General features: G+C 60.1%; 17 protein-coding genes. 14 read left to right on the top strand and 3 right to left on the bottom strand.

Annotated features, from left to right (window positions below; translation table 11 throughout):
* Nucleotides 1-339 precede the first annotated feature (339 nt).
* Together avs3a and avs3b are read left to right on the top strand one after the other, a co-directional pair.
* On the top strand, nt 340-6,594 hold the full coding sequence (gene avs3a / locus LNV09_RS20735) for an AVAST type 3 anti-phage nuclease/ATPase Avs3a (RefSeq protein ID WP_263558981.1): 6,255 nt from the start codon (nt 340-342) through the stop codon (nt 6,592-6,594).
* Nucleotides 6,572-7,252: an AVAST type 3 anti-phage protein Avs3b gene (gene avs3b, locus LNV09_RS20730; RefSeq protein ID WP_263558980.1), complete on the top strand. Its 681-nt coding sequence runs from the start codon at nt 6,572-6,574 to the stop codon at nt 7,250-7,252. The genes avs3a and avs3b overlap by 23 nt, the downstream gene beginning before the upstream one ends.
* Nucleotides 7,253-7,297: 45 nt before the next feature.
* Here the strand turns inward: avs3b and LNV09_RS20725 are convergent, their stop codons facing one another.
* Nucleotides 7,298-7,816 carry a lecithin retinol acyltransferase family protein gene (locus LNV09_RS20725; RefSeq protein WP_263558979.1) on the bottom strand — a complete coding sequence of 173 codons (519 nt, stop codon included), beginning with the start codon at nt 7,814-7,816 and terminating at the stop codon, nt 7,298-7,300.
* A gap of 223 nt (nt 7,817-8,039) precedes the next feature.
* Nucleotides 8,040-8,270, bottom strand: a complete 231-nt coding sequence (locus LNV09_RS20720) for a helix-turn-helix domain-containing protein (RefSeq protein ID WP_263558978.1) — start codon at nt 8,268-8,270, stop codon at nt 8,040-8,042.
* A gap of 126 nt (nt 8,271-8,396) precedes the next feature.
* On the opposite strand from LNV09_RS20720, the gene LNV09_RS20715 reads away from it, so the two are divergent.
* The 7 genes from LNV09_RS20715 (at nt 8,397) to LNV09_RS20685 (ending at nt 12,798) form a co-directional block, all read left to right on the top strand.
* Nucleotides 8,397-8,654, top strand: a complete 258-nt coding sequence (locus LNV09_RS20715) for a hypothetical protein (RefSeq protein ID WP_263558977.1) — start codon at nt 8,397-8,399, stop codon at nt 8,652-8,654.
* A complete protein-coding gene (locus LNV09_RS20710) occupies nt 8,647-9,972 on the top strand; it encodes a tyrosine-type recombinase/integrase (RefSeq protein WP_263558976.1) in 1,326 nt (441 codons plus the stop codon). Before LNV09_RS20715 ends, LNV09_RS20710 begins: the two co-directional genes overlap by 8 nt.
* A gap of 90 nt (nt 9,973-10,062) precedes the next feature.
* A complete protein-coding gene (locus tag LNV09_RS20705; RefSeq protein WP_263558975.1) occupies nt 10,063-10,521 on the top strand; it encodes a hypothetical protein in 459 nt (152 codons plus the stop codon).
* Between the two features lie 221 nt (nt 10,522-10,742).
* On the top strand, nt 10,743-11,297 hold the full coding sequence (locus LNV09_RS20700; RefSeq protein WP_263558974.1) for a hypothetical protein: 555 nt from the start codon (nt 10,743-10,745) through the stop codon (nt 11,295-11,297).
* Nucleotides 11,290-11,739, top strand: a complete 450-nt coding sequence (locus tag LNV09_RS20695; RefSeq protein WP_263558973.1) for a hypothetical protein — start codon at nt 11,290-11,292, stop codon at nt 11,737-11,739. Before LNV09_RS20700 ends, LNV09_RS20695 begins: the two co-directional genes overlap by 8 nt.
* Nucleotides 11,740-11,747: 8 nt before the next feature.
* On the top strand, nt 11,748-12,365 hold the full coding sequence (locus LNV09_RS20690; RefSeq protein ID WP_263558972.1) for a hypothetical protein: 618 nt from the start codon (nt 11,748-11,750) through the stop codon (nt 12,363-12,365).
* A gap of 52 nt (nt 12,366-12,417) precedes the next feature.
* Nucleotides 12,418-12,798: a BPSL0761 family protein gene (locus LNV09_RS20685; RefSeq protein ID WP_263558971.1), complete on the top strand. Its 381-nt coding sequence runs from the start codon at nt 12,418-12,420 to the stop codon at nt 12,796-12,798.
* Between the two features lie 97 nt (nt 12,799-12,895).
* Here the strand turns inward: LNV09_RS20685 and LNV09_RS20680 are convergent, their stop codons facing one another.
* The gene (locus LNV09_RS20680; RefSeq protein ID WP_263558970.1) at nt 12,896-13,051 is read right to left on the bottom strand and encodes a hypothetical protein; all 156 of its coding nucleotides are present in this window, start codon (nt 13,049-13,051) and stop codon (nt 12,896-12,898) included.
* Between the two features lie 290 nt (nt 13,052-13,341).
* On the opposite strand from LNV09_RS20680, the gene LNV09_RS20675 reads away from it, so the two are divergent.
* The 5 genes from LNV09_RS20675 (at nt 13,342) to LNV09_RS20655 (ending at nt 25,799) form a co-directional block, all read left to right on the top strand.
* Complete coding sequence (locus tag LNV09_RS20675) at nt 13,342-14,994, top strand: ATP-binding domain-containing protein (protein WP_263558969.1); 1,653 nt, start codon at nt 13,342-13,344, stop codon at nt 14,992-14,994.
* Between the two features lie 352 nt (nt 14,995-15,346).
* On the top strand, nt 15,347-18,400 hold the full coding sequence (locus LNV09_RS20670) for a DEAD/DEAH box helicase (RefSeq protein ID WP_263558968.1): 3,054 nt from the start codon (nt 15,347-15,349) through the stop codon (nt 18,398-18,400).
* 45 nt (nt 18,401-18,445) lie between these two features.
* Nucleotides 18,446-23,686 (top strand): DNA methyltransferase family protein, encoded by a 5,241-nt coding sequence (locus LNV09_RS20665; protein WP_263558967.1) that lies wholly within the window; start codon nt 18,446-18,448, stop codon nt 23,684-23,686.
* Nucleotides 23,683-24,717 (top strand): ASCH domain-containing protein, encoded by a 1,035-nt coding sequence (locus LNV09_RS20660; protein WP_263558966.1) that lies wholly within the window; start codon nt 23,683-23,685, stop codon nt 24,715-24,717. Before LNV09_RS20665 ends, LNV09_RS20660 begins: the two co-directional genes overlap by 4 nt.
* Before the next feature lie 167 nt (nt 24,718-24,884).
* Nucleotides 24,885-25,799: a protein NO VEIN domain-containing protein gene (locus LNV09_RS20655; RefSeq protein WP_263558965.1), complete on the top strand. Its 915-nt coding sequence runs from the start codon at nt 24,885-24,887 to the stop codon at nt 25,797-25,799.
* Nucleotides 25,800-25,902: the final 103 nt, after the last annotated feature.

Genomic DNA, 25,902 nt, shown 5'->3' with positions numbered 1-25,902 from the left:
CTGCATTTGATCGCCTCCGCATCAGCCTCATGGCGTTGACAGAGCGTTTGCAGCCCTCTGCATCGGAGGCATAGAGCTCCAGGCAGAGGGTTGAATGTCCGCATCCGTCAGGAACGGTCGCCTGATGGCGCGAGCACTAACGACTGCAACCAGCCTTGAACCGACACCATTTTTGGGCGGGCGGCACTGCAGCGGATGCCGCCCTTCACTTTGCCAAACTCGACGCCCGAAAGCGGCCCCACAACGTTCGATGTAAGGATCTGGCCCCAAAAAGATCCGCTGACGACAGCCGGGGCTTGTAAGCTCCGCGAATAGACTGATACAGGGAGCGCCAAAGATATGGCGAAGCAAGGTTCTGTTGGTCCCTCCAGGAGCGGCGACCAGTTTCACTACCAATGGGCAGCCCGGCAATGCCTAGGGCTGCTTGCCGCCACGGGCGGCCTAGTGGCAGTGACGATCGAAGGAGCGTCACTGGACGAGGGGGACGCATCCACGAGCGTGGGCGACGAGGTCATCGACGTCGGCTTGTATTTCGGGAGTGAGGACGTCGTAGCGGCAACGTCGATCCGCTACATGCAGCTCAAGCATTCGTCCAAGCACTCTCACGATCCCTGGAAGGCCAGCGGCCTTAAAGGAACCATCGAAGGCTTCGCCGGTCGCTTCAACAAACTGGAGGCGTCGCTCGGACTGGATGTCCTGGAGAAGAAGGTTAGGTTCGTCTTTCTGACGAACAGGCCCTTTGCTGCGGATGTCCTGGAAGCTTTGGCCGATCTCGCTGCGGGGGCGACAGAGCCGCGGCACCGTGCAATTGACAAATTGCTGAAACGGTATGCCGCGTCCGCTGGTAGCAGCGTGCAGAATTTCTTTGCAGCCTTCTCGGTTGAAGCTGGTGAGCCGGATCTTTGGGAGCAGCGCAACCTCTTGAGCCAGGACTTGGGCGCATACCTTTCTGAGTCCGATACCGAGGCTGCGCTTCAACTGAAGGAGCTGGTCACCCGCCGCGCGACGGACGAAGGTGCAAAGGACCGTTCCATCCGGCTCTACGACGTGCTTCAAGCTCTACGGGTGAGCGAGAACGATCTGCTGCCTGCGCCCTCGCTGATCTCGGAACCGAAGCACGTACTTCCTCGAACGCAGCAGCCAGTCATCCTGGCCACGCTCCTCTCCGCGCAGCGCCCCGTCGTCATCCACGCAGACGGTGGTGTGGGAAAGTCGACACTCTCAGCTCACCTGGCTCGTGCCATGCCTGCTGGGTCGGTAGCGATCCTGTACGACTGTTTCGGTGACGGCACCTACCGCCAGGCCCTGAACTACCGCCACCGGTACCGTGATGCGCTTGTCCAGATCGCGAACGAGCTTGCCGGACAGCAGCTGTGCCTGCCGTTGATTCCGTCTCACGGCACAGACCCTAAGCAATTCATGCGGGCCTTCGTGTCCCGGCTCAAGCAGGCCATTGATCTTCTCCGAGCCCACACGCCCCAGGCGAGCCTTTGCATCATCATTGACGCGGCAGACAACGCGTACATGGCCGCGCGAGAGATCGGGGAGCGCACCTTTGTCCATGACCTTATCAACACGGACATGCCTGATGGGGTGCGATTCGCGTTCACATGCCGATCACACCGACAGAACTACCTTGGTGAGCCACTCGAAGCCATCCCGATCAAGCTGGAGTCGTTTTCAAAGGCTGAGTCTGCCGCGCACCTTCGGCTGAGCTATCTGGATGCGACGGACGCTGAGGCTGCGGAGTTTGCGTTTCTCAGCAGCGATAACCCTCGAGTTCAAGCGCTGGCCATGGAGGGCGCCCCGCCCATAGGAGAAATGCTCAGGGCCTTGGGACCAACACCCACGACGGTTCAGCACGCGATTGGAGGGCTGCTGACTAAGGCCATCAACCGGCTGAAAGCTGAATGGGGACCGACCGAGGCGAATCAGATCGACCTGATCTGCAAGGGCCTCGCCGTTCTCCGCCCCCTGGTGCCGATTTCCATCTTGGCCCAGATCGCAGGAGTTCCCGAGAGCGCAGTCCGTACGTTCGCTACGGAGTTCGGACGGCCGTTGTTCGTTAAGGAGTCGGGTCTGCACTTCATGGACGAACCGGCGGAGACGTGGTTCAACGAGACGTTCAAGCCCGACGCAGCCTCGCTTGATGCGTTTCTTTCGAAGCTCAAGCCTCTCGCGACGACCAGCTCTTACGTCGCGGCGGCGCTGCCGCAATTGCTGCTGTCAGCCGGTCGGATGAACGAGTTGATCACGCTGGCCCTCTCGAATGAGAGCCTGCCTGACAACCCCCTTGAGCGCCGCGACGTCGAGCTGCAGCGACTGATGTTCGCTCTCAGGGCGTGCCTGCAACAGGGGCGAGATGTCGCTGCCGCCAAGCTCGCCCTGAGAGTCGGCGGCGAAGTGGCTGGGGAGACGCGCCAGAACACACTCATCCAGGAAAACACCGACATCGCCGGCATTCTGCTTGCGTCGGATCGCATCGAAGAAATGGTCTCCAGGAGGACGTTCGGCGGCGGATTTCATGGCTCGCACCATGCGTACGAGGCGGTGCTGCTAGCCGGGAATGCAGACCTTATTCCCGAGGCCGCGAGCAGGTTGAGGATGGCCGGGGAATCGTTGAACGCCTGGAGCAGGCTGCCACCCAAGCGTCGCAAAGAAAACAAGATCGAAGACGCGGACGTCGCCGAGCTTGCCATCGGTGTGCTGAGATTGCGCGGGCCTGCTGAGGCCGCGCACTTCCTGAAAGGATGGACTCCTAAATTCGTCGTGTTGAGAACGACGAAGCTGGTGGCTGCGCGACTGGCTGACGTTGGTGGCGTCAAGCAGCTTGACGAGCTTGCCGAGCATGCCGAAGGGGATGTCTGGATGTTGCTGGGCTTGGCAACGGAAGCATGCCAGGTTGGACACCTGCTGCCGGCGGAGCCGCTGCGCCATCTGATGGGCATCTTGGTCGACCCCAAGGTCAAGTTGCCCGAAGAGGATCTCTCATGGAAGTCTGGGACCAGCGTGTTGGACGGGGTTCGGTCTGCGATCACCCAAGCGCTTCGGCGCCTTCCGCGCGATGACGAGGCCTGGGCAGTGACGCTACGCCGGTACTTGCCAGAGGATCCACCCCGGCAGGTCCATGATTTCGACGCTGAACGTGCGGCATTCGTCCGAGCCTACGCGTTGGAAGCTGCGCTTCGCGGCAGACGGATTGAGCTGATTGATCTGGCGCCCAAGGACGTCCGATCTGAGTTCGAATCGAAAAGTTCTCCGGTCAAGGGCCAGCAGGCCTCCCAGCTGGAGCATGTCACGGGGGGCGTCCTCGCCTGGTTCATCCTGGCCGCGGATATCGTTTGCGGACGTACGCCTCTGAATCTCGATCACGAGATCGAGCTTGCGCTCGGGCAGACGAAATCGGCATCCTCACGAGACTATCAGCGGAGCTTCAATCTAGAGAAGGTGGCTGCTATCGAGTGGGTGCAGATCCAGCGCGACGCGGGCACCATTCAGCCGCCTCAGATCGCCGCCCTGCTGAAGTGGGTGGATAAGAACGACCGCATCTACTCGAGCACGCTCACGAGGATGTGCCGCGTGACCGCACGAACAGCAGGCCTGGGCGACCTCTCACTGCAACTGAGCTCCAGAGCGTTTGATCAGCTCGCTACATCGCGCGACGATGCGGAGACGCGCGTCGAGAGCCTCAAGGAGTTGGCCCGCGCCATCTTCTGCGTGAGTAGGTCGGAAGCGGCTGCATATTTCGACAAGGCAATCGACATCGCCAGCAAGATCGGAGAAGAGCATCTCTCTCGATGGACAACGTTCCTCGATCTCACGGACGCGGCGCATCGGAAGGGAAAACCAAAGCCCCGGACCGCGTACCGGCTGGCGCGCATCGCGGAGCTCAGCTACGAGCACATGGCCCGGGACAAGTACATGGACTGGGAGCGATTGGTCCAGGGCTTGGTTGGCCTCTGCCCCTCGTCCAGTCTCGCAATCTTGAGCCGCTGGCGGGATCGAGAGTTTGGCTTTGCTGGTGAACTGTTTCCGACCGCGGTCTACAGCCTGATCGACCACAAGCTGCTGCCATCAATGGCCGCAGTTGCCTTGAGCGGCACCGTGAGGGGGTGGAAACGCACCAGCGACGCCAGAGCGGCCATCAACGCAGAGTCGGACATCAACCAAAAACGATTGATCCTAAAGATCGCGTACCGATTCCTCCGCATCCAAACCTGCGAAGCATCCACCTGGCGTGAACTCAAGGCGCTGGCTGACTCGCTGGCGATGGCACTGCCAGATTTGGACAGGTTGCTTCGAGCCTCCGAAGCCAAGGCAGCCATCCCACCTGCATCGACGGCTCCTGCGCCGTGGACATCCCCGGATAGAGAGATCCAGGCGCCTGACTGGGATGCTGTCTTCAGCGGAGTCGATCTCCGCGACACAGCCGCAGTACTCGCGGCAAGACGATCGCTAAAGAAGGTTGACCATCTCTCGTACGTCCGCGAGTTCTACGAGCAAGGCTGTAGGCGCGCGGCACTGTCGGAGATCGATGGATACCTCCGTGCGATCCAGTCGGATGACGAGTTCGGCGTGTTCAGCTTCATGGACGTCATCAGGCACCTCCCCGAGCCGAGTAAGCGACTCCAATCCGTTCGCGGCGAACTCAGGAAGGCAGCCCTATCGGTGGCCACGGAAGAACCCAACCGCGTCGGGCGCCGCGGCTGGGGGCACAAGGGCCCTTTTGATGGGCTCTATGCAGAAGACATCGTCTTGGAAAAAGACGTCGCATCAGCCCGGATAAAAGGGTATCTATCGCGACTCGACACACTTGATGCCGAAGATCTGTTCCACCTGGTGGATCCACTCGCGCGCCGCCTGACCAGCGACGAAGCCGATGAGGTGCTGAACTTCGGCTTCGATTTGCTTGAAGAAGTTCTTGAGGGAGAGGATGGCGATGGCCCGTGGAACGACTCGCTCGCGCCACCGTCGTCTTGCGAGGAAGCCTTGGCTGGCTATCTGTGGGCAGGTCTAGCGCGTCCATCCACCACCGAACGCTGGGAGCATGCCCATTGCGTCCGCATTTGCCTGGAACTCGATTGGCAGCCGCTGTTGTCCGCGCTGGCTGCTCGCGCACTCAACGCTGACCCTCAGCCATTCGTCGACCGCGGACTGGTGTTCTACGAGTGGCATGCTTGCCAATGGCTCTGCCTTGCGTTGTCACGAGGCGCCATGGACGCACCTCGTGCCGTCGCGCCCTTCCTTGCCTTTCTAGACGCCGCCGCGCGGGAGCAGCATGTTGTCATTCGACATTTCGCTGCAGGCACACTGAGGAAACTGAACGAAGTCAACGCATTACCAAGAGACTTGCTCGATGTCGCGAACAGTTCCAACCAGCCTGGATTGCCGACGCAGATCTTCGACCGAGGCGAGTACGAAGTTATTGATGACCAGCCCTCGGGCGGCGAGACCGTAGACGACGATGACAAGTACTTCTTCGGCATCGATATCGGCCCGTATTGGTTCGCACCATTGGGCAGCGTCTTTGGGCTGAGCGAGCGTTCCATTGAACGGCGAGCGATGGCAGTCTTGCGCGGGCGCCTGTCACTTGGCCACCGCCGCCAAGATGATCAGCGCTACAAGCGGGGCCTCTTTCGAGAGAAAGACACTACCTACAGGCACAGCAGCATGCCGGAGGTGGAGGACAGCGTGGTCTATCAGTCCTATCACGCCATGATGTTTGTCGCTGGGAACCTCTTGGAGACCAGACCTGTACGCCGGCGCGTGGATGAGGACGAGAATCCGTTTGATGACTGGTTGAGCGGAAAGTTGCTCACTCGCACAGACAACTGCTGGCTTGCGGAACGGCGTGATCCTGAAATCCTAAAGGACGCCCCGACGAGCAGCGAACGATCTGAGGCCTCGTGGTGCTGGCGAGCCAGCAGACAGTACCTGGATGACCAAGTGACAACGGACGACGGCATGACTGCCCTGTGGGGCAATTGGACGACCACAGAGTCAGTCAACGGCGAAACGGTGTCGGTGGGGTCGGTGCTGGTTCCGTCGCAGCACGCGGCGACGCTTTTGGCTGCCCTCCAGACCAGCCCTGACCCCGGAGAAATCTACCTTCCTGATGCAGATCACGTCGACTACGGAGAGAAGGCCGATGACCCTGAGTTGAGGATGTTTGGTTGGGTCGCGACGGGCAGTGATTCTTTGAGACTCGACGAATTTGACCCTTGGGCGGGCACGATCAGCAGCCCGGGTCCCCGCCCTTGCCAGGAGGTTCTTGACCTCCTGACTCCGACGACTGATCCAGATGGGAGATCTTGGACGTTGCCAGCCGGGGGCATCTTAAGAAGCGAGACCTGGTCGCGCAGCACGGGCTATGGCGAAGAGCGAGGCGTCCTGACCGGTACGCGCCTCAGCGCTGACAACAAGTTCATCAGCGCGTTGTTGCAAGTGCGCCCGGATTCTTCCCTCATAGTTCGCGTCATCGTCCGCCGCAAGCCGCCCAAGGACGAGACCGGCAAGGATGACTACGGCTTCTATAACTACCCTTACAACCGGTACTACCTGATCGGACATGATGGAATCACTCGATCGCTCTAAGTCAGTCATCGAGCTTGGCAAGAGGATCGTTGCCGGGCTGGAACTGAGCAACGATGTCACTGCGCAGTGGATGTCTCACATGGTCGCTGAGAAGATCTTGGCTGCCGAGCAAGCGCCTGAGACGACGAGGGATGCCGCCACAGCAGAGTGCGTTGATGTGATCCTGAAGCTTTGGGCGCACCGCTACACGTTGCCCCCTTACATGCGACCGCTGCGGGAACTGGACCCTCTGCTGCGCACGCTCAATTCGTTGGGCGTGGACGGGGCGGATAAGCTGAGGTTCTTCACCCGTCTGCCGAACAGCGAAGAGCTTGAAGGTGCAACGGACGAGGAGAAGCAGCTCTTCCAGTTCGCGTTGGGCATCGATCACGCAGCCAGAGAGTTGATTCGTCACGCGCTCGGTGCGGCCGCTGAACGATCAGTCGGGCTGGTCAACCCATGGCTGGAAGAGGCCCTCAAAGGCAACCTTGACGCCACCGTCGAGCTGCGGATCGCCAAGTTCGCCGTCGACGGGCTATTGAAGCGCCAGGAGGCGGCCAACCAGCAGGCCATGCTCGACAGAATCGATAAATTGGAGAGCTTTGCCAAAGTGGCTTTGTCTCTGGCCGGTGAGATGAGAAAAACGCTCCCGCCGTGTTCAGAGATATCTGATGACTGAAGATGCAGGCTGCGAGCTCCGGCGCCGCGGCATGCATTGAGGTGCCTATCGAGAGCTGCGGATGAGGTGGGCGAGTCCAGCGACCAACAGCACACCAATCGCCGTATTGATCACCTGGGTGCTGGTGGACTGCCCGTGCATCGCACGGTTGATGAAGCACTCGCAGTTGTTGGCAACGAGGTCGTACTTCGCCTGACCTTGCTTGAGCTCCGTCAGCGCCCTCTTAGCCACCTCGACGTTGCTGTGCGGCCCAGCGTTGGGTTCCACCCGGATATCGCCGTTCGAGGCGTAGCGTCGCTGGAAGTCTTCAAACGTTGCGACCTGGTAACCGCCCTTCATCAGCTCTGCCAGATAGACCACGCCGTCGAACATCCCTTGACCGAGCACTACGGCATGGTGCTTGGGGCCATCGAAGCCCAGCTCCTTGGTGATGGCGCCCACGAGACGCGCGCCGGTGACGTCGATCTGCTGCAGCTGCATGCAGCCCTCCTTGTCGAGTTTTTTCTGTGAGCAGAGAACGCGCCGCGCCGTCGTTCGGTTATCGGTAGTTTCCCGATGGGTCATCTGATGAACTTGTTGGCGGCCAGACTACCGGTTGCTCGCGGTTACGGCCGCCGACGCTGACCGCTCCGTCCAGGCCGGTAGGGGCGTCGCACTCTTCCAGCCTGCGTTCGCCAACTTCGGAGTCACAAAGCAGTAGCTGAAGAACAACTGCTATTAGCCTAAGCCGTTCTAACCAAAGAACTGTTGGCGACCCCCGGCGTTTCCCGGTCCGTCGTTGGTTGATTCAGCTGATGCTGTCTTCGACATATACAACCAAGTCTTCGACTTTGCAGCCAAAGTAGGCACACAACTTGTCGATCGTGTCTGTACCTGTTGCATATCCACGCTGATTGAGGATCTTCGAAAGGGTCATGCGGTTGATCTGAGCTTCAGCAGCCACCTCTTGAATCGTCACACGACGACCCACGGAAAACTGCTTTTTCTCAATCTGTTCAGCTAGCTTGAAGCGAATCACGTGACACCTAAAAACAACATTTGATAAACAAAAGCATCAAACGCTCTTTTCAATAATCAGATTGCGATTATTATGAGCATCAGACGCTACGTGTGGATAGCGTTTGATTAGCGGAGTAATCAAGTGATGCAGACTAGCACATCCCCGGCAGTGACGACGTACCTGACAACCGACGAACTGTCGGCACGTATCAAGTACGACCAGAGAACGATTCGTGAGCGGCTCAAGGACAGTGTCCTGCTTGAGGGCGTTCACTATGTCAGGCCCTTTGGCGGACGAAAAATTCTGTACTTGTGGGAAACCATCGAACGGGATATGAAACAAGGCGTCGCCGCTTCTACCTTCGGCATTCCTATGGCCAATGGGAGCAATCTCCATGGCTAAGATTGTTGTTCGCAAAGAGTCCGGGAAATTGCTTTTTGACTTTACGCATAAAGGGGTGCGATGCAGGGAGCAATCCCTTTTAGACGACACCCCCGCCAACCGACGCAGGCTTAACCCGGTTTTGGCGAAGCTAAAAGAAGCACTGGGGGCGGGAACCTTCAACTACGGAGATTTTTTCCCAGGAAGTCCGATGGTCTGTCGATTCGTGGGCGGAGCGCAAGACGTTGCGACAGGATCCGCAACAGACGGCAACCAATCGCCTGTACCGGTTGTGATTGCGACCACTCCCGCCTTCAGCACCTTCGCCGATCAATGGTTCACCGAGCACAAGGTTGAATGGCGTCGGTCACACATTGCGGTGTTGAGGTCGACGCTGGACGGTCACGTCATCAAGTACTTCGCCGCTAAACCGGTGGGGTCTATCAGCAAGGCTGACATCCTGGCATTCCGTAATCATCTGGCGTCAATGCCTGGCAAGGGCGACAAGTCCGTCTTGTCCAACAAGCGTATCAACGGCATTTTGCAGCCGCTGCGCCAGATCATGGAGGAGGCGGCGGATCGTTTTGGCTTTCCCTCTCCGATGCAGAACTACAAGCCTCTGCGCATCCGCAAGACAGACGTCAATCCGTTCACGCTCGATCAAGTCCAGGCGATCTTGAGCAAGGCGCGGCCTGATTTCCATGACTACTTCTTGATCCGGTTCTTCACCGGCATGCGCACCGGTGAGGCCCATGGCCTCAAGTGGAAGTATGTGGACTTCGCCAATCGCTTGATTCTGATCCGCGAGACCTTTGTCCTCGGTGAGGATGAATACACCAAGACCGATGGCTCGCAGCGCGAGATCCAGATGAGCCAGCCCGTGGTCGACGCCTTGCAGCGCATGCATGCGGCCACCTTCAAATTGTCCGAGTACGTGTTTTGCAACCGTGAAGGCAAGCCGCTGGACAACAAGAACTTCACGGACCGGATTTGGTACCCCTTGCTGCGCAATCTGGGGCTTGAGTTGCGAAGGCCGTACCAAATGCGCCATACCGCCGCCACCCTGTGGCTGGCTTCCGGCGAAGCGCCTGAGTGGATCGCGCGCCAGCTGGGCCATAGCAGCACCGAGATGCTGTTTCGGGTCTACAGCCGTTACGTGCCCAACCTGACCCGGCAGGACGGCTCGGCGATAGAGCGCTTGCTGGCTTCGCGCTTTGCGACCGGGGCAGTGGCAAGTGAGCCGGCGGCACCCAGCAGCCCTCCGCAGCCAAAGACATCACCAGGCTCAGCCAGCGCCGTGCCGCCGACCAAGTCACCGGGCTTGCAGCTCAACCGCTGAGCAAGCCCCGCAGTAAATCCCGATAAATCTGAGAAATGCCCGCAAGCAGGGCAGGGCGGAGCCACGCCCAAAAACACAAAGGACAGCGGCATGACATGGACCCCAATTACTGTTCCGACGGACCTCCACGCCTTCTTGGTCGCGGTGGAGATGCGCCCGCAGCTGAGCAAAGCCCAGCGGCGCCGGTTCTTCGGCCAGATGCGCCGAGCCTTGCGCGCCAAGGGTTGCTGGAGCGGCAGCCGGTGCGGCCTGTGTCTGGTGGCGAGTGCCCCAGCCCAAAGCGCGGCAGCCCGCCATGCGACGCTGAACTGGCTGATCGACCAACAAGAACTCAGCACAGTTCACGTGCATGTGCCCAGGCCACTGCACGACTACCTCACCGATTTTCCCGTCCATGACGCGGCCGACGACAAACCGCTTGAACCGGAGCTCGCTGGGGCCTGTCGCAATGCCGTGCGCCAAGCCTTGATCGGCGCCCTGCTGCAGCGGCGCCATGCCTTGGGTACTTTGTTGCTAAAGGGTGGCGAGGGAGAGGGGGCCACGCCATGAGCGCTAAAGCGTCGAGCCTGCGCCCACGACTGCGCTTGCGCCCTCCGGTGCGTGCCGGGCCGCATTGATTTGATTGATCCCATTACACCGTTTGTTGGCCCGGCTGCATCGAAGCCTTAGCGCCAGCAAAGACCGTCAATGCCCCGTTGGCCAGGGCAGGGCTGAACTCCGCCCCGCGTTTCTTGCTAACGGTCAGCGATAGCAATTCAAAAGGAATTCCCATGACCGATATCCCCGCACTGCAAATCGTGCTGAATTACCTCCAAGCGCGCAACGCCTTGGTTTTTCTTGTCCGTCTGAACGGCGCCCCATCGCGCGGCGAACGGCGTCGCTTCTTCTGCCGTATGCGGCGACATTTGGTGAGCGCAGGCTACTTGATGGGCCACAGCAGCGGCATCTGTGCCGTCATTCCGCTGGAAGGGCAGGGCTCTCGGCTGGCCCGACACGAAGTGATCAATTGGCTGTTGGATCAGGACTCAGACATTCGCGCCAGAGTTTTCTCACCCATGGAGCTTCGGGTGCTAATTTTTGGTGACTTCAACCCAGGCCTGCATGAGCAACTGCTTGAGTCTTCCATGACCGACCTGGTCGAGGGTGAGGATGACAAGGCGGGAAAGGCGCGCGAGGCGGACAAAGCGGACAAGGGCAGTGAAGAGCACCGCCACAAGTGCAGTGGCCAAGCCTTGTTGCGTCGGGTGATTGAAGGCGTCCTGTTGCAGACCCTGTCTCGCTGGCAAACCCTGCGGACTCGCATCAAGGAGGACGCTCATGAGTAAGTTGCCATTGCCAATGCAAACGCAAGCCGTTCAGTCCCTGCTTCGCTTTGCGGTCCGCATCACACCTACCCGGGGAGCCGACGCAGCAGCTGTGCGCCAGTTCGTTGGCCGCTTCGATGACTTCCTTGCGCAGGCCGACCTGTACTTCGGTGGCAGCCCTTGGCTCTTCGTCGTGCGCTCGGACAGTCGCGACCTGACCGTGGCCGATCAGGTCGAAATCCTGAACTGGATTCTCGAAGACGAAATCGGCGCCTCGGTGGCCATCAGCCCGCTGACCCGCTGCGTGGCCGACGACCTGAATGAGGACAGTGCCTGGCTGCTGGCAAACCGGCATGACTTGGCGGTGGCGGCGATCAACTGGCTTTACCGCTGGGACCGCATCGACGCCGGCACGTTCTTCCGGATTCTGGCGCGCGGCGCGTTCACCAACGTTCACCAATGAGGGGCAGCATGCAAACACTTTCATCGCAAATCGCGCCAGCGAATCTGGCGTTCCATCGACCTTCAAGCCGCGCCCTCGGGCGCCTCAATGGCGAGCGCAGACACAGGCGCATCAGTTGCCCGTCGAGACAGGTTCTTGCGGCTCGTGCTTGGCCCGAGGCGCCAGTCTTCGCCGGGCAATTCCGGCAGATCGACATCACTCCGATGGACGCCTGGTGGGCGATCGAAGACCTCTGGCGCCGGATCGCCCGCCACCTTGCAGTTGAAGTCTGGTCAGGCGATAACCGCGAGTCTCAGCTCATCTTCCATGCCTTCAGGCATTGGTCCGGTGCGGATGCAAACGACTTGCGCCACCGGCTCTTCGACACCGAGCTCTATGGCTGGCAAGTCGGTGACAGCGAGGGATTTCGGGCAGGTCAGGGCACCAGAGGTTCGCTGCTTCGTTTGCTGGACTACGAGGGTGACGGTCTGAAGTTGACGCTGGCGCCTTACCGGCTAATTGAGCGGATGCCGCAAGGCGCCGAAGTGAGCTTTTTGATCAAGGCCTGTTTGATCGAATTGCAAGTACGGGGCGCTGAACTTGCCTCTGCTTCAAGAAAATCAATCCCTAACGAGAAATCCACATGAACCAAGTCTTTCCCAAACGCTGTCTTCTTTTGCCTTCCCAGGAGGCGCAAAAATGACCGTGCCACATGAACGCATGCGCGCCCTGCGCTGGGGTGCAGAACTGCTGCCCATGATTGAGCAAGATGACTCGGTGCCGACACTGTTTCGGGTACGCGCGGCACTAGTCCAGATCAACTACCCACAGCCTCTGCCCTTGCTCGAAATCGTGCTCACCGACGCGCCGGCCATGCCCTTGGTTTGGGCGCAGGCCATCGATGACGCTCGGCAGTTGTTCGATGACTTGATGCGCAGCGGCTTGGGCAGACAAGAAACCCGGCACCTTCTGCGCTTCACACGGCGGCACTTTGCGGAGCACTTTTTGCTGGGTTACTGGACTCTCGTTTTGGAGGGTGTTTCGCTGAAGGACTGGTTGCTGCCTGAGCGTGACTGGTGAGTGAACTGAGTAATGAAGAGGCCCAGGCAGCTGCTTTCCGGCTGCCAGGGCGATTCAGAGTTAGCGAACAAGGCAGCAGCATAAATCTCTTGCGCTGTCAGAAGAAATCTTCCCTTGCCCGCTCTTTGAGCCTGCGCACGATCTCTTTTTGGGGCAACCGAAATTCGGTATCCGCACCGCAACCCCTATCAATCCAGTCGAGGTTGAGTGCTTCGTAGACCGGCGCCCAGCCGTCTTGCCGGCGCAGCAGCATTGCTGGCTATCGCCGGCAACAGGGTTCAACTCGCTCGGCATCAATAGGTTGTGGATAAGGCAACGTAGCGCGCGCCATAGTCATTCAATTCAGAATCGACCTTCAGGCCCACCAACCCTTGGTACTTCCATGGGGGCTCGCGTCACAAAACTGATGCAAAATCCCTATCACGCGAATGGTTACGTAGCCTCCAACGAGGGGCATGAGCTTTATTCACGGTTTGGCGAGTGCCCCTAGAGGAAAGGGGTTCCCGGATCTGGCCTGGCGAGGTTCACTAGAAGAACTACAACGTGGCCAGAGTTCACCCCCCGCTGTCGACCATCCGGCCTATTACGGCTGGAGACTATGCCGAGCTTGCGATTTTGAAGTCGCTTGCCGATGGTCTTCCGTCCGCCTATGAGCTCTTTCACAGCGTCGACTGGGCCACTGTTCACCCCAATCATGACAAACATGGCGAACTCGACATCGTCGTCGTCAATAGCGCCGGCGATGTCGCGCTACTCGAAGTCAAGGCCGGGGCCGTCAGTCTGACCGAGCAGGGCGTCTTTAAACGCTACGGGGTGGAGAACAAAGATGTGGCGCGGCAAGTCGCGACGCAGTTCGATGCCGTGATGCACCGATTGCGTTCGGCCGGTTTGGGCGCAAGGCTGATGCATTTCCTTGTACTGCCCGATATGACGGCCGGGGAGCACAGCAGCATTGCCTTTCCACGTGAGCGCATAGCCGACGCCTCGGACTGTGTGGACCTGCCGGGCTATGTTCAGCGCACATTGGGCGCCGGCCTCGCCGACCCGCTGAGGGAGCGCGTATGCGCTTTCTTTGAAAACAGGCTGGCGCTGGAGCCCGATGTGTCCGCCCTGGCCGGAAGCCTGCAAGCGCGGGTCACCAAAATTTCTGGCGGCCTTGCTGATTGGGTGCCGCGTATTGAAGCGCCATCGGGCGTGATTCGCGTTCGTGCAACCGCGGGCTCTGGCAAGACGCAACTTGCCCTGCGCTTGCTGCGCGACGCGAGCTTGGCCGACAAGCAGGCCGCCTACGTGTGCTTCAACCGGCCCTTGGCCGACCATGTTCGCGACATAGCGCCCCAGGCCGCTAAGGTGCACACATTTCATCAACTTTGCTGGGAGGCCGCTGGTCGGCCCGTTGGGCCGAAACAGGATTACGAAGCGCTCGGGCAACGCTACTTGGAGATGAGCGAAAAAGTTGCTCCGGACCTCGACCTACTGGTGTTGGATGAACTGCAGGATATGCAGGCCGATTGGGTGCAGGCTCTGATTTCACGGCTTCGTGTTGATGCGCGCGTCTACTTGTTGGACGATCCTTCGCAAAGCCTCTATCCAGATCGAGAGGAGCTTGAATTTCCTGACGCAGTGGTGGTTCGTTCGAATGAGAATTACCGCAGTCCTCGCCGACTGGTTGGCACGATCAATATGCTACGGCTGACGCCAGAGCTAATTCAGGCCTGCAGCCCCTTTGAGGGCGAACAACCTGGCCTGCATAGCTACCGCCCCGAAGAAGAGGGCTTGGAGCGGGCCACCATCTTTGCAATTCAACGCTGTATAGATAAAGGCTTTGCCTTGCCTGACATCGCTGTTCTGTGCTGGCGTGGCAGAGAGAAATCTCAACTAATGGGTGAAGCCAAGTTGGGTCCATGGTCCTTGAGCCACTTTGACGGTAGCTACGACGAACAAGGCCGACCGAACTGGACCGAGGGCCTGCTGCGAATCGAGACGCTGCGCCGCTTCAAAGGTCAGTCGGCCCAAGCTGTGGTGCTCACCGAGGTTCAGTTTGATGAACTCGGCTCCGCTCAGCGAAACCTGTTGTTTGTCGGCTTGACTCGCGCCTCTATGCATTTAGAGCTGGTTCTGTCCGAATTTGCGGAAGCGGCGCTAGTCAGAGAAATTTCTTTGACTAGCGCACGCTTTGAGCTAGTTGCCGTTTAAATTCAGTCGCCAAAGAACCCAAACTCCAACCACCAAATGAAACGACCCGTCTCCAATTACGCCCAGCGCCACTGCAGATCACTTTTCATTCAGATGGTGGCCGATAGCAAGGTGCAAGCAAGGCTTTTACCAACCCAGACAAAGACGTAGAACCTACTTGAACATGAATACTGCGCGCCATTCGCATAGGCCGGGCAATGACACGCTTCGACAGCATCAATCAGCGCCTGCTCGGCGCCGGCTTGAGGCGACATATCGGGTCTAAAGCTTGATTGGGGATATCAACCCAAAGTCTTAGCCGATGCCTACAACCTATTTTTTGCCCGCCTGAAATCCACCGTTGAACAGCCCCATGCAAACCCCCGCTCCTGGATCCCGTGTCGTCATTCGCGACGAAGAATGGCTTGTTCGCCGTGTCGACCCTTCTTCCGATGGTGGCCATCTGCTGACATGCGACGGCATTTCCGAATTGGTCCGCAACCAGTCCGCGCTGTTCCTGACCGAGCTGGAAGGGCCCATCGAGGTGCTGGACCCGGCCACGACCGTGCTGGTCGCTGACACCAGCCCGCAATACTCGGCCGCCTTGCTTGCAATTGAAAGCCAGCGCCGGCGCAGCGTGGCCAACGACGCCAGTATCCAGTTGGGTCACCGGGGGGCGATGAATTTGGTGCCCTACCAGCTCGACCCTGCCTTGCAGGCGCTCAAGCAGCCGCGTGCGCGCATCCTGATCGCGGATTCGGTGGGCCTGGGTAAAACGCTTGAGGCCGGCATCCTTGCTACCGAGTTGATGCAGCGTGGTCGCGGTAAGCGCATCCTGGTGGTCACCCAAAAGAGCATGCTGACCCAGTTCCAGAAGGAGTGGTGGTGCCGGTTCTCGATTCCGCTGGTGCGGCTTGACTCCGTTGGCCTGGCGCGGGTGCGTAATCGCATCCCGGCCAATCACAACCCCTTCAACCATTTCGACCGCAGCATCATTTCGATTGACACCCTCAAGAGCAATCTCGAGTACCGCAATTACCTCGAGAACGCCTGGTGGGACATCATCGTCATCGACGAATGCCATAACGTCGCCGCGCGTGCCGGCGAGCAGGGGGTCTCGCGGCGAGCTCGCTTGGCCCGGCTGCTGGCCACCCGGTCAGACACGATGATCTTGCTTTCGGCCACGCCGCACGACGGTTCGGCGCGCAGCTTTGCTTCCCTGATGAGCCTGCTCGATCCGACAGCCATTTCCGATCCCGATGACTACACGCCCGAAGACTTTCGCCACAAAGGTCTGGTCGTGCGGCGCTTCAAGAAGGACATTCGCGACCAGGTCAGCGCCGAGTTTCAGGAGCGCAGCACCCATTGCTTGCGTCAAGCCGCCACGCCCGCAGAGGAGGCCGCTTACCGCGCCTTGCTGGATGTTCGTTTCACGCAAAGTGGCAAACACAATGCCGGCAAGGCCCAGCAATTGCAGCGCGTGGGCATGCAAAAAGGTCTGTTCTCCAGCCCAGCCGCTGCTGCTGAGTCGACCGACAAACGCATCGCTTTGCTGCGTGCCAAGCCCGATGTCACACCCGATGAACGGGTTGAAATCGAGGGCCTGACAGAACTGGCCCTGGCGCTGCGCGCCATCACGCCCGGCACTTTTTCAAAATACCAGCGCTTCCTGGCTGAACTGCGTTCGCCCGGCTTTGCCTGGCAGCCCGATGCCGCGGCCGACCGGCTGGTGGTGTTCTCTGAGCGCATCGAAACGCTGCGTTGGTTGCATGCCCAGCTGACCGTCGATTTGAAGCTCAAGCCTAAGCAAATCGAGGTGCTGCATGGCCAGATGACCGACAAGGAACAGCAAGACCTGGTCGAGGCCTTCGGTCGCTTGGACAATCCCTTGCGCATCCTGCTTTGCTCGGACGTCGCATCCGAAGGCCTGAATCTGCACTACTTCTGCCATCGACTGGTCCACTTCGACCTGCCCTGGTCCCTGATGGTCTTCCAACAGCGCAATGGCCGGGTTGATCGCTATGGTCAGAAGAAGCCACCGCAGATCGTCTACCTGTTTACCGAGTCAGCGGTGGAGGGGATCCGCGGCGACCTGCGCATTCTCGAAATCTTGCAGAACAAAGACGACCAGGCCTACAAAAACCTGGGGGATCCGTCAGCCTTCCTGAATGTCTATGACCCCGGCAAGGAGGCCGACAAGGTCGCCGGCTTCATGGTCGATGGCATGGCGCCTGAGCAAGTTGAGGCCAAACTCGACGCTACCCTGGCCGCCGCCGATGAGAATGAGGGCGATTGGCTGATGGATCTGTTTGGCGCCAATCATGGAGCCGCTGCCGACCTGAGCCTTGACGTGATCGATGGCTCGGCGCCAGCAGCTGATTCTGCCGACCACATTGCCGAGCCGTCCGCCAAATACCTGCGGGAGCCGGCCAGCAGCTTGGAGGCCATTGCACCCGGCCATTCGTTGTTCGCGAGTGACTACCAATGGGCTAAGACGGCCTTGACCCTGCTCTCCGCGCAGCAGCAACTTGAAGGCAACGGCGTCTTCGCCAGCTGGCAGGGCAATGACGCCGAGTCGACCATCGCCATCACCGCGCCGCTCGATCTGAAGGATCGCTTGCGCCAGCTGCCCAGCGAGGCGCAGGCCAAGGCCGACCACTACACCCTCTGCGCCAGCCCCGCGCGCATGATGGAGGCGATGGAAACGGCGCGCCAAGCCCGCGCGGAAGACGACACCTGGCCGACGCTGCACTATCTCTGGCCGCAGCACCCCATCATGGAATGGCTCGCTGACCGTGTGCTCACCACCTTTGGCCGGCACCGCGCGCCGGTTTTGCAAGTGGCGCAGTTGCCGCCCGGCACTCAGGCCTTCGTCCTGATGAGCTTGGTGCCCAATCGCAAAGGTCAGCCCCTGTTGGTCGAATGGCAAGTGGCCTGCCGCCCGGACGCCGGCGCTGCGTTCAGTCTGGAGTCCTTCGATGGCTTCGCTCTGCGCACCGGTCTGCGCGCCGCCTCGCTGCCCAACCGCAGCAGCAGTCAAGCGCCGCCTTTGGCCGAGCTGCAAGCCGGTTTGCCGCAGGCCGTTGCGGCCATGTCCGCCTTCATGCAGGCCAAGCAGGCTGTCTTCGCCACGGGTTTGGCGCAGCGCTTGGAGGGGACCTTGGCCGACCTGGAACGCTTGCAGGGCCGCCAGATCAATCAACTGGAGCTGAAGCTCGAGAATCAGTTGGAGACGGTCAAACGCGGCCGTTTCGAGCGGCGTACCCAGCAGATTCACCGCGTCTTCGACGACTACCGCCAATGGGTGCAAGACACCCTAACCACTGAGCCGCAGGCCTGGATTCAGGTCGTCGCGGCGCTGTGCCACCCGGCTGCCGCCACTGCCGAGTCAACGTCGACCGAAGGCTTTGCCTCGGTCAAGGGTTGAACTCGCTCCCCATGTTTTCCTCGTTACCCCAAAGCAGGCCCCACCATGTCCGTGCTTGACGCCGTCCAGACCTTTGTTGGCATCACCAACGAAAACGAGTTTTACAGCCACCATTACTTGGCCGAGGTATTCAAGGGTGACATCAAGTCGCGCCTTGAGGCCTGGGATGCCGCCGCTGCCGAAGCCCCTCCGGCGGCCGATGGCATCGAGCCCCAGGCCGACACCTCCCGGCGCGCCCCACCTCGGGCGTTGGCGGCTTGCGCGCAGCGATGGTTCGGCCTGCGTGGCCAGCTTGGTCGCAGTCGTGATGCTAAAGAAAAATGGGCGCTCTTCAGCGAGGCGCAGTCCTGCTTGCTGCAAGCCTTGGGTTACGCAGTGCCCCAATCCGCGCAGGGCACCGGCCTGGTCTCCTTGTGCGAACTGGTGCCCGGCTCGCCCATTCCCGTCTGGCAGTTGATTGCCGCCGGTGGTGTGAACGCCCAGGCCAGCCTCGCCGCCTCGGCCGGCCTGCCGCTGCAGCTCGCCATCGTGCCCGCCTACCAGCCCTTTGCCGAGGACGAAGAGCTACTCGACCACGGCCTCACCTCGCTGCATTACAACGGCCTGCCGGTCCCGCCCGACTTGGCCAAAGAGACCTGGGCCGGCCTGGTGGGCGACGCCATCTTCGGTGCCGATGCGCCACCGCGTTATGTGATTCTGGCCGGCTGCAATGAATGGTTGCTGCTGGATCGCTACAAATGGCCCAATAACCGCGCCCTGCGCTTCGACTGGGCCGAAATTCTTGACCGCAAGGATGGCGCCACGCTGCAAGCCGCCGCAGCGCTCTTGCACCGCGACTGCCTGGCTCCGGGCAGTGGCGCCAGCCTGCTCGAAGCGCTGGACGAAAACGCCCACAAGCATGCCTTTGGCGTCAGCGAAGACCTCAAATACGCCCTGCGCGGAGCGATCGAGCTGCTCGGCGACGAGGCCGCCCGCCAACTGCGCGCCCAGGCCATTGAGGCGAAGAAGGGCTTCTTCACCGGCAAAGACCAGCTCGACGCCGGCGATCTCAGCCTCGAATGCCTGCGCCTAGTCTACCGCCTGCTCTTCATGTTCTACATCGAGGCACGCCCCGAGCTGGGCTATGTGCCCATCGCCAAGAGCGAGGTCTATCTGAAGGGCTACAGCCTGGAGGCGCTGCGCGACCTCGAGCGCCAGCCGCTCAACACCCCGCATGCCCGCGAGGGCTTTTACTTTGACGCCAGCTTGCGGCGCTTGTTCAGTTTGGTCGCGCAAGGCTGTGGCCTCGGTGCGGCAGATGGCCAGCAGGCACTCAGCGCCGTCACAGGCTCCAAAGATGTGTTCGTGCTCTCGCCCTTGGACAGCCGCCTGTTTGACGACAGCGCCACGCCTCTATTGGCCAAGGTGCGCTTCCCCAACCATGTCTGGCAAAGCGTCATCCGCCTGATGAGCGAATCGCGCGGCGGCACCGGCAAAAACCGTCGCAAGGGCCGGGTCAGCTACCAGTTGCTGTCGATCAACCAGCTTGGCGCCGTGTATGAGGCCTTGCTCAGCTACCGTGGCTTCTTTGCCGCCGAAGACCTGTTCGAGGTCCAGCCCGCCGCCGGCAAGGCCAAGGCAGCTGCCGGTGACGAAGATGATGAAGACGGCGACGCAGACGACGTCGGCAGCGACGACGCCGCTGCCGGCAAGGCCGGCGGCGCTGGCACCGACATGCTCGACAGCGCCTGGTTCGTGCCCGCCAGCCGCCTCGCCGACTACCTGCCGCAAGAGCGCGTGCATGAGGTCGATGACGCCGGCCACCGCCGCCTGCGCCAATACCCGCGCGGCAAGTTCATTTACCGACTCGCCGGCCGCGACCGCCAAAAGAGCGCCAGCTATTACACCCCGCAGGTGCTGACCCGTTGCCTGGTCAAGTACGCGCTCAAAGAGTTGCTGCAAGGCAAGACGGCCGACCAAATCCTGACGCTGACCGTCTGCGAACCTGCGATGGGCAGCGCGGCCTTTATCAACGAGGCCGTCAACCAGCTCTCCGAAGCCTACCTGGAGCGCAAGCAGGCCGAAACCGGCCAGCGCGTGCCGCATGAGGACTATCCGCAGGAGTTGCAAAAAGTCCGTATGTACATCGCCGACCGCAATGTCTACGGCGTTGACTTGAACCCCATCGCCGTTGAGTTGGCCGAGGTCTCGCTGTGGCTGAACGCAATCTACGGTGAACCAACGACCGACAAAGACGGCCAGCCCTTGCCGCCCAAAGCCGCCCGCGTGCCCTGGTTCGGCTATCAGCTGTTCAATGGCAACAGCCTGATCGGCGCGCGTCGCCAGGTCTATGCGCCGCATCTGCTCACCACCCGCAACAAGCCCTTTTGGCATGAGCAGGCTCCGCGGGCGATCAATATCAAGGCCGAGGCCCGGCCCGAAGCCAGTATTTATCACTTCCTGCTGCCCGACCCCGGCATGGCCGACTACAGCGACAAGGTCGCCAAGCAGCTGTACCCGGAGGACTTTGCCCGCCTGAAAACCTGGCGCAAGCAGTTCATCCGTCCGCTCGACGCTACCGACATTGCCCGCCTGCAGCAGCTCAGCGCCTGCATCGACAAGCTCTGGGCCGAGCATGCGGCGGCGCTGGCCCGTGACCGTGCCGCCACCGAAGACGACCTGAGCATCTGGCCCTATGCCGACGCTGCGGGCAGCGCCACCATCGCCGCAGCCCACCGCGCCTTGAGCCGCAGCGAAAAAGACGCCACCCGCAAGTGCGGCTTGCTGAACGACGACGGCGACCACGCTACCGCTTACCGCCGCCTCAAACTGGTGATGGACTATTGGTGCGCGCTGTGGTTCTGGCCCATCACCGGCAGTGCCGACTTACCCAGCCGCGAGCAATGGTGGATGGAAGTGGGCGCCATTCTGGAAGGCAATGTCGTTGATCTGGAGCCGCAGCCGCAGGGCGAGCTGGACTGGGATGGGCTGACCGAGCCGGTCGAGATCATGCCGGCGCCGCAGGGCGATATGTTCGGCGCCGTGCAACCGGGCCTAACCTCCGCCGCCGGCCAGCCGCCCAATTTGCATGACCGCCTGGGTCAATTGCGCATCAGTCGCCTGCGCGAGCATTTCCCGCGCGTGCGCCTGGTCGAGGCGGTGACCGCCGAGCGCCGCTTCATGCATTGGGAGCTGGCGTTTGCCGATGTCTTTGCCAGCAAGGGCGGCTTCGATCTGCTGCTGGGCAACCCGCCTTGGTTGAAGGTCGAGTGGAACGAGTCCGGCATCCTCGGTGAGTTCAACCCGCTGTTTGCAATCCGCAAATTCAGTGCAACGGAGCTTGGGCGCAAGCGCGCCGAGGCCTTCGCTCAGTTTCCTGGTTTGCGAGAGGCCTGGACGGCCGAGCTGCAGGAGGCCGAAGGCACGCAGAATTTCTTGAATGCAGTGCAGAACTACCCGCTGCTGAAAGGATCGCAAACAAATCTGTACAAATGCTTCATGCCGCTGGCCTGGGGCATGTCCAGTGAGCGCGGCGTGACCGCGCTGCTGCACCCGGAGGGACCATATGACGACCCTAAGGGCGGGGACTTGCGCGAGGCGATGTATTCGCGACTGCGGCGGCATTTTCAATTTCTGAACGTCAAGTCGCTATTTCAAGAGGTGCTGATTTGGATTCGGTACTCCATCAACATCTACGGTGGGCAAGAGATCAATCCATCTTTTGACAATATTTCGAATTTGTTTGTACCTGCTACGGTGGATGCTTGTTATTTACATGACGGTTCAAATTTGCTTGATGGCATCAAAGATGACAGTGGGCAATGGAACACCGCTGGCCACTGCGACCGCATCGTGCGCTTGGACGAAGCCGCATTGGCGACCTTTGCCCAGCTCTACGACGAGCCTGGCACGCCAGCCCGCCGTGCCCGTCTGCCCGCCCTGCACGCTGGGGCCATGAAAAATGTGCTGGCCAAGTTGGCGGCGTACCCGACCCGGCTGGCGGATTTGGGCAATGCTTACTGCTCGACGGTGATGTTTGACGAGACCTACTCGCAGCGAGACGGCACGTTGACCCGCCGCGCCAGCACTGACGCCGACTTCCCCACCACGCCGACCGACTGGGTGCTGTCCGGCCCGCATTTCTTTGTGGCCAACCCCTTTTACAAAACGCCCCGAAAAAATTGCAATACACCACTGGCATACGACTCAATCGACCTTGAAACTATCCCTAGCGATTACCTACCACGTACCAACTTTCGACCCATGCAAGACCGTGCTGAATACAGCAATCGAACCCCAAGGGTGAGCTGGGTTGAAAGAGGAGAGACTCAGGCAGGACGGGTAATAGATTATTTTAGATATATCAGTCGTCGACGAGTTAACGTCAATAACGAGCGATCGGCCACAGGAGCGTTGATACCTCCTGGTGCTGCTCACATTGATGGTGGCTTTTCCATTACTTTTGAGAGCCCGGAGCAGTTGATTGCTTTCGCAAGTAGCTTGGCGTCAGTCCCATTTGATTTTTTAATAAAGAGCACGGGGAAAGGTGATTTGCGTGGTGATTTGGTGGACAAGTTGCCTTTGCTTCCTGCTGTGTCTTCTGTAAGCAGCCGCTATATCGCGCTCAACTGCCTCACTTCCCACTATGCCCCGCTGTGGGAACAGCTGTACGAGATCGCCTTCTGTGACCAAAGTTGGAGTCAGCCCGATAACCCGCGTCTGCCTCAAGACTTCTGGCAAGACCTCACCAGCGACTGGACGCGACATTGCGCTCTGCGCAGCGACTACGCGCGCCAAATGGCGCTGGTCGAGATCGACGTACTTGTCGCCCACGCGCTGGGCCTGACGCTCGAAGAGTTGCTGCTGATCTACCGAGTGCAGTTTCCGGTCATGCAGCAAAACGAGCGGGACACTTGGTACGACATCAAGGGACGCATCATTTTCACTCGGAATGTTGGCATTTCGGGCGTCGGCCTGCCGCGCAAGGGAGGCGCCAAGACGCCAACAGTGCGCATAACCTTGCCCGACGGCACCCGCCGCGAAGGCCGCTTCGGCTGGGTCGATCTCTGGACCTATCCGGCCGCTGCAGGCGCCTCTGCCAATGAGAGCTGCGGCACCTCCAAAGTCCCCGACGGCACCGTCATCACGATGACGCTGATCGACGACACCTGGCCCGGCGGCCCGCGCACCGTCGAGCGCAGTTTCACCGCCCCTTTCGCCCGCGCCAACCGCGAGTCCGACTACCGGCAGGCCTGGGCGTTTTTTGAGTCTGCCAAGGTATTCAATCAAACCGAGGTGCAAGCATGAGCATGGCTTGGCCACTTTGGTGGCTTGCGCTGCTTAGCTTGGTTTGGCTCATCCATGCTGCTTGGCCAAAGTCAAAGGGGAATTCGATCGAACTCAAATGCAGCAGTTGCACCTCGGTGGATGGGTTCGATGTTGGCAGCTTGCGAACCGAGGAGCAGGCTCATCAACACTACGACCTGCCAGTCGGGACGATGGTTCACCGCATGGTGGTGGACGAGCGAGAGGTATTCAAAAGCCTCGGCCCGAGGTCAAAACTGACGCTGTGGCAGGCAATCCAGCTCGCGCAGGCGCAAGGAGCAGGGAAGAATCGTCAGTCTTTTGTGGCCCCGTGGCACGCTGGCTATGTCAAAAAGAAGCGCGGCTTATTCGCGCGATTGGCCGCATTACCAATTTTTGAGTCGAAGTGGCACCATATCAAGGGGCAGGGGCGAGCGCCGCAGGTACCACACCATATGCAGCCCCAGCGCCAGGGTCGGTACGAGGAAGGGCGGGCACCCGCACGTTCACACTCTTTGCCGGCAGCAAGAGCGGTTTCGAAGCGGCCGCCAGCTTCACTTTCGACGATTGCTCCGCCGAGCTATCGACAGCTTACGCAGTCTTGTCCAGCCACAGTCATGTCCGCAGCAGTGCCTCAGCGCGGTCTAGTGATTCATGAATACGCCTTGGCGCGAATTTTGGAAGGTCGCAAAAGACTTGAATTGCGCGGTCGGCATAACCGTCAGTTGGGGCCGGTGGCTTTGATCAGAAAGGGCTCGGGTCAGATCGTTGGAGTGGCAGACATTGTCGATTCAATCGGCCCTTTGAGTCTTCATGAGCTAAGCCTTCATTCTGCCGAACATTCCGTTGAGCCGACTCGTTTGCGTGAGGTCTTTGACAAGGGGTGGGTGTATGGCTGGCGTTTGGCCAATGTGCGAAAGCTCTCCAATCCCGTGCCCTATCTGCACAAAGGCATGAGCCAGGTGAAGCTAGACGACGCGGCAGTCAGAGGGTTGGCATTGGCTTTGCGAGATGCCATGCGCGTGGCGATCTGATGAACCTGACATCACAAGAAAGCATTTTATGGGGCGCCCTCAGAGATTGCATCAAGTTCGCACATGGATAGGTACGGCGCACTGAGCGGGCAGTCGTAAAGCACGCCGAACAGGAGTTGTGTGAATGTTGTTAACTTCGAATCGAGACTGACTTGAGCACGATACACATGGGCGAGAAGAGCTATGCGGTGGGAGACGATGTCCGCCACGCGGTCGAGCTAATGACAAATGACTACGGCGCAATCCCTGGCTATGCGTCGGACCACGATGAGGATCCAAGGGTTGCCTATTCCTTTCCTCGGCATGGTGGACTGACCTTGCAACTGCCTTTCAACAAGCGCGATCTCATATTCGTGATGCGAGATCGCACTCGCAATGGGCAATCTTTGAGCGCCATTTGGCCTTCTGTCAGCATCAAGAAAACCTACCCCAAGGATGGCAATGCGGGTTCGGCTCTGATGCAAGGCAAGGTGCCTTACCTGACGCCCTCGAGAGACAACGTCGTTATACGAGTCAAGGTGGCTCGGGCCGAGATACGCCGCTTGCTGGATCTTTATCTAGCCCCGGCTGCAGTTGAACCTGCGGGAGTCGAAGCTTCGGGCCACTCTGTCCCAGCCGCATCCCCACCACCAAGCAGCACTTCGGGTCGCAGGGTGGTTTCGATGGAAGACTTGCTCGCGCAGTTGAATCAGCAAGGCGAGACCGGTAAGGCGGGCGAACTCGCAGCGTTGGAATTTGAACGGGCCCGGTTGAGTAAGGCCGGTTGCGTCAATCCTGTAGCCTTTGTTCACCATGTAGCGCTGAGCGATGTCGGTCGTGGCTATGACATTGAGTCCTCATGGCCGGGCGAGGAGCGCTGCATAGAGGTCAAGAGTACGACCAGGCTGGGCAGCGATATCTACCTCTCGGAAAACGAGCGCAAGGTGCTCGCGGCCTTGGGCGACAAGGGCTGGCTTTACCGGGTGTTAGTGACCGATGGGGGCGGCAAAGTTGTTGGTGAACCTTTGCAAAACCCAGTGCCTTGGCTAGAGGCTGCGGGCATGACGACGGCAGTATGGCGGGCGTCCGACCCGGCGGTGTAGTCCAGGCTGCGGTGTAGCCGCACCCGGCGCGGTAGCAGCACAGGACACCGTTTTGGTCCATTTCACCAGTTACACCCCTTGAGCCCTTAGGCCATCTAGAAGT

The organism is Paucibacter sp. B2R-40, assembly GCF_025717555.1.
GTDB lineage: Bacteria > Pseudomonadota > Gammaproteobacteria > Burkholderiales > Burkholderiaceae_C > Paucibacter_A.
The sequence above is the reverse complement of the archived record's forward strand: the minus strand, read 5'-3'. Positions and strand labels throughout refer to the sequence as shown.

What these genes read in the sequence shown, in the direction of transcription:
- avs3a (WP_263558981.1), top strand. Translation starts at nt 340, where the DNA reads ATGGCGAAGCAAGGTTCTGTTGGTCCCTCCAGGAGCGGCGACCAGTTT.
- avs3b (WP_263558980.1), top strand. Translation starts at nt 6,572, where the DNA reads ATGGAATCACTCGATCGCTCTAAGTCAGTCATCGAGCTTGGCAAGAGG.
- LNV09_RS20725 (WP_263558979.1), bottom strand. Translation starts at nt 7,816, where the DNA reads ATGACCCATCGGGAAACTACCGATAACCGAACGACGGCGCGGCGCGTT.
- LNV09_RS20715 (WP_263558977.1), top strand. Translation starts at nt 8,397, where the DNA reads ATGCAGACTAGCACATCCCCGGCAGTGACGACGTACCTGACAACCGAC.
- LNV09_RS20710 (WP_263558976.1), top strand. Translation starts at nt 8,647, where the DNA reads ATGGCTAAGATTGTTGTTCGCAAAGAGTCCGGGAAATTGCTTTTTGAC.
- LNV09_RS20705 (WP_263558975.1), top strand. Translation starts at nt 10,063, where the DNA reads ATGACATGGACCCCAATTACTGTTCCGACGGACCTCCACGCCTTCTTG.
- LNV09_RS20700 (WP_263558974.1), top strand. Translation starts at nt 10,743, where the DNA reads ATGACCGATATCCCCGCACTGCAAATCGTGCTGAATTACCTCCAAGCG.
- LNV09_RS20695 (WP_263558973.1), top strand. Translation starts at nt 11,290, where the DNA reads ATGAGTAAGTTGCCATTGCCAATGCAAACGCAAGCCGTTCAGTCCCTG.
- LNV09_RS20690 (WP_263558972.1), top strand. Translation starts at nt 11,748, where the DNA reads ATGCAAACACTTTCATCGCAAATCGCGCCAGCGAATCTGGCGTTCCAT.
- LNV09_RS20685 (WP_263558971.1), top strand. Translation starts at nt 12,418, where the DNA reads ATGACCGTGCCACATGAACGCATGCGCGCCCTGCGCTGGGGTGCAGAA.
- LNV09_RS20680 (WP_263558970.1), bottom strand. Translation starts at nt 13,051, where the DNA reads ATGCTGCTGCGCCGGCAAGACGGCTGGGCGCCGGTCTACGAAGCACTC.
- LNV09_RS20670 (WP_263558968.1), top strand. Translation starts at nt 15,347, where the DNA reads ATGCAAACCCCCGCTCCTGGATCCCGTGTCGTCATTCGCGACGAAGAA.
- LNV09_RS20665 (WP_263558967.1), top strand. Translation starts at nt 18,446, where the DNA reads ATGTCCGTGCTTGACGCCGTCCAGACCTTTGTTGGCATCACCAACGAA.
- LNV09_RS20660 (WP_263558966.1), top strand. Translation starts at nt 23,683, where the DNA reads ATGAGCATGGCTTGGCCACTTTGGTGGCTTGCGCTGCTTAGCTTGGTT.
- LNV09_RS20655 (WP_263558965.1), top strand. Translation starts at nt 24,885, where the DNA reads ATGGGCGAGAAGAGCTATGCGGTGGGAGACGATGTCCGCCACGCGGTC.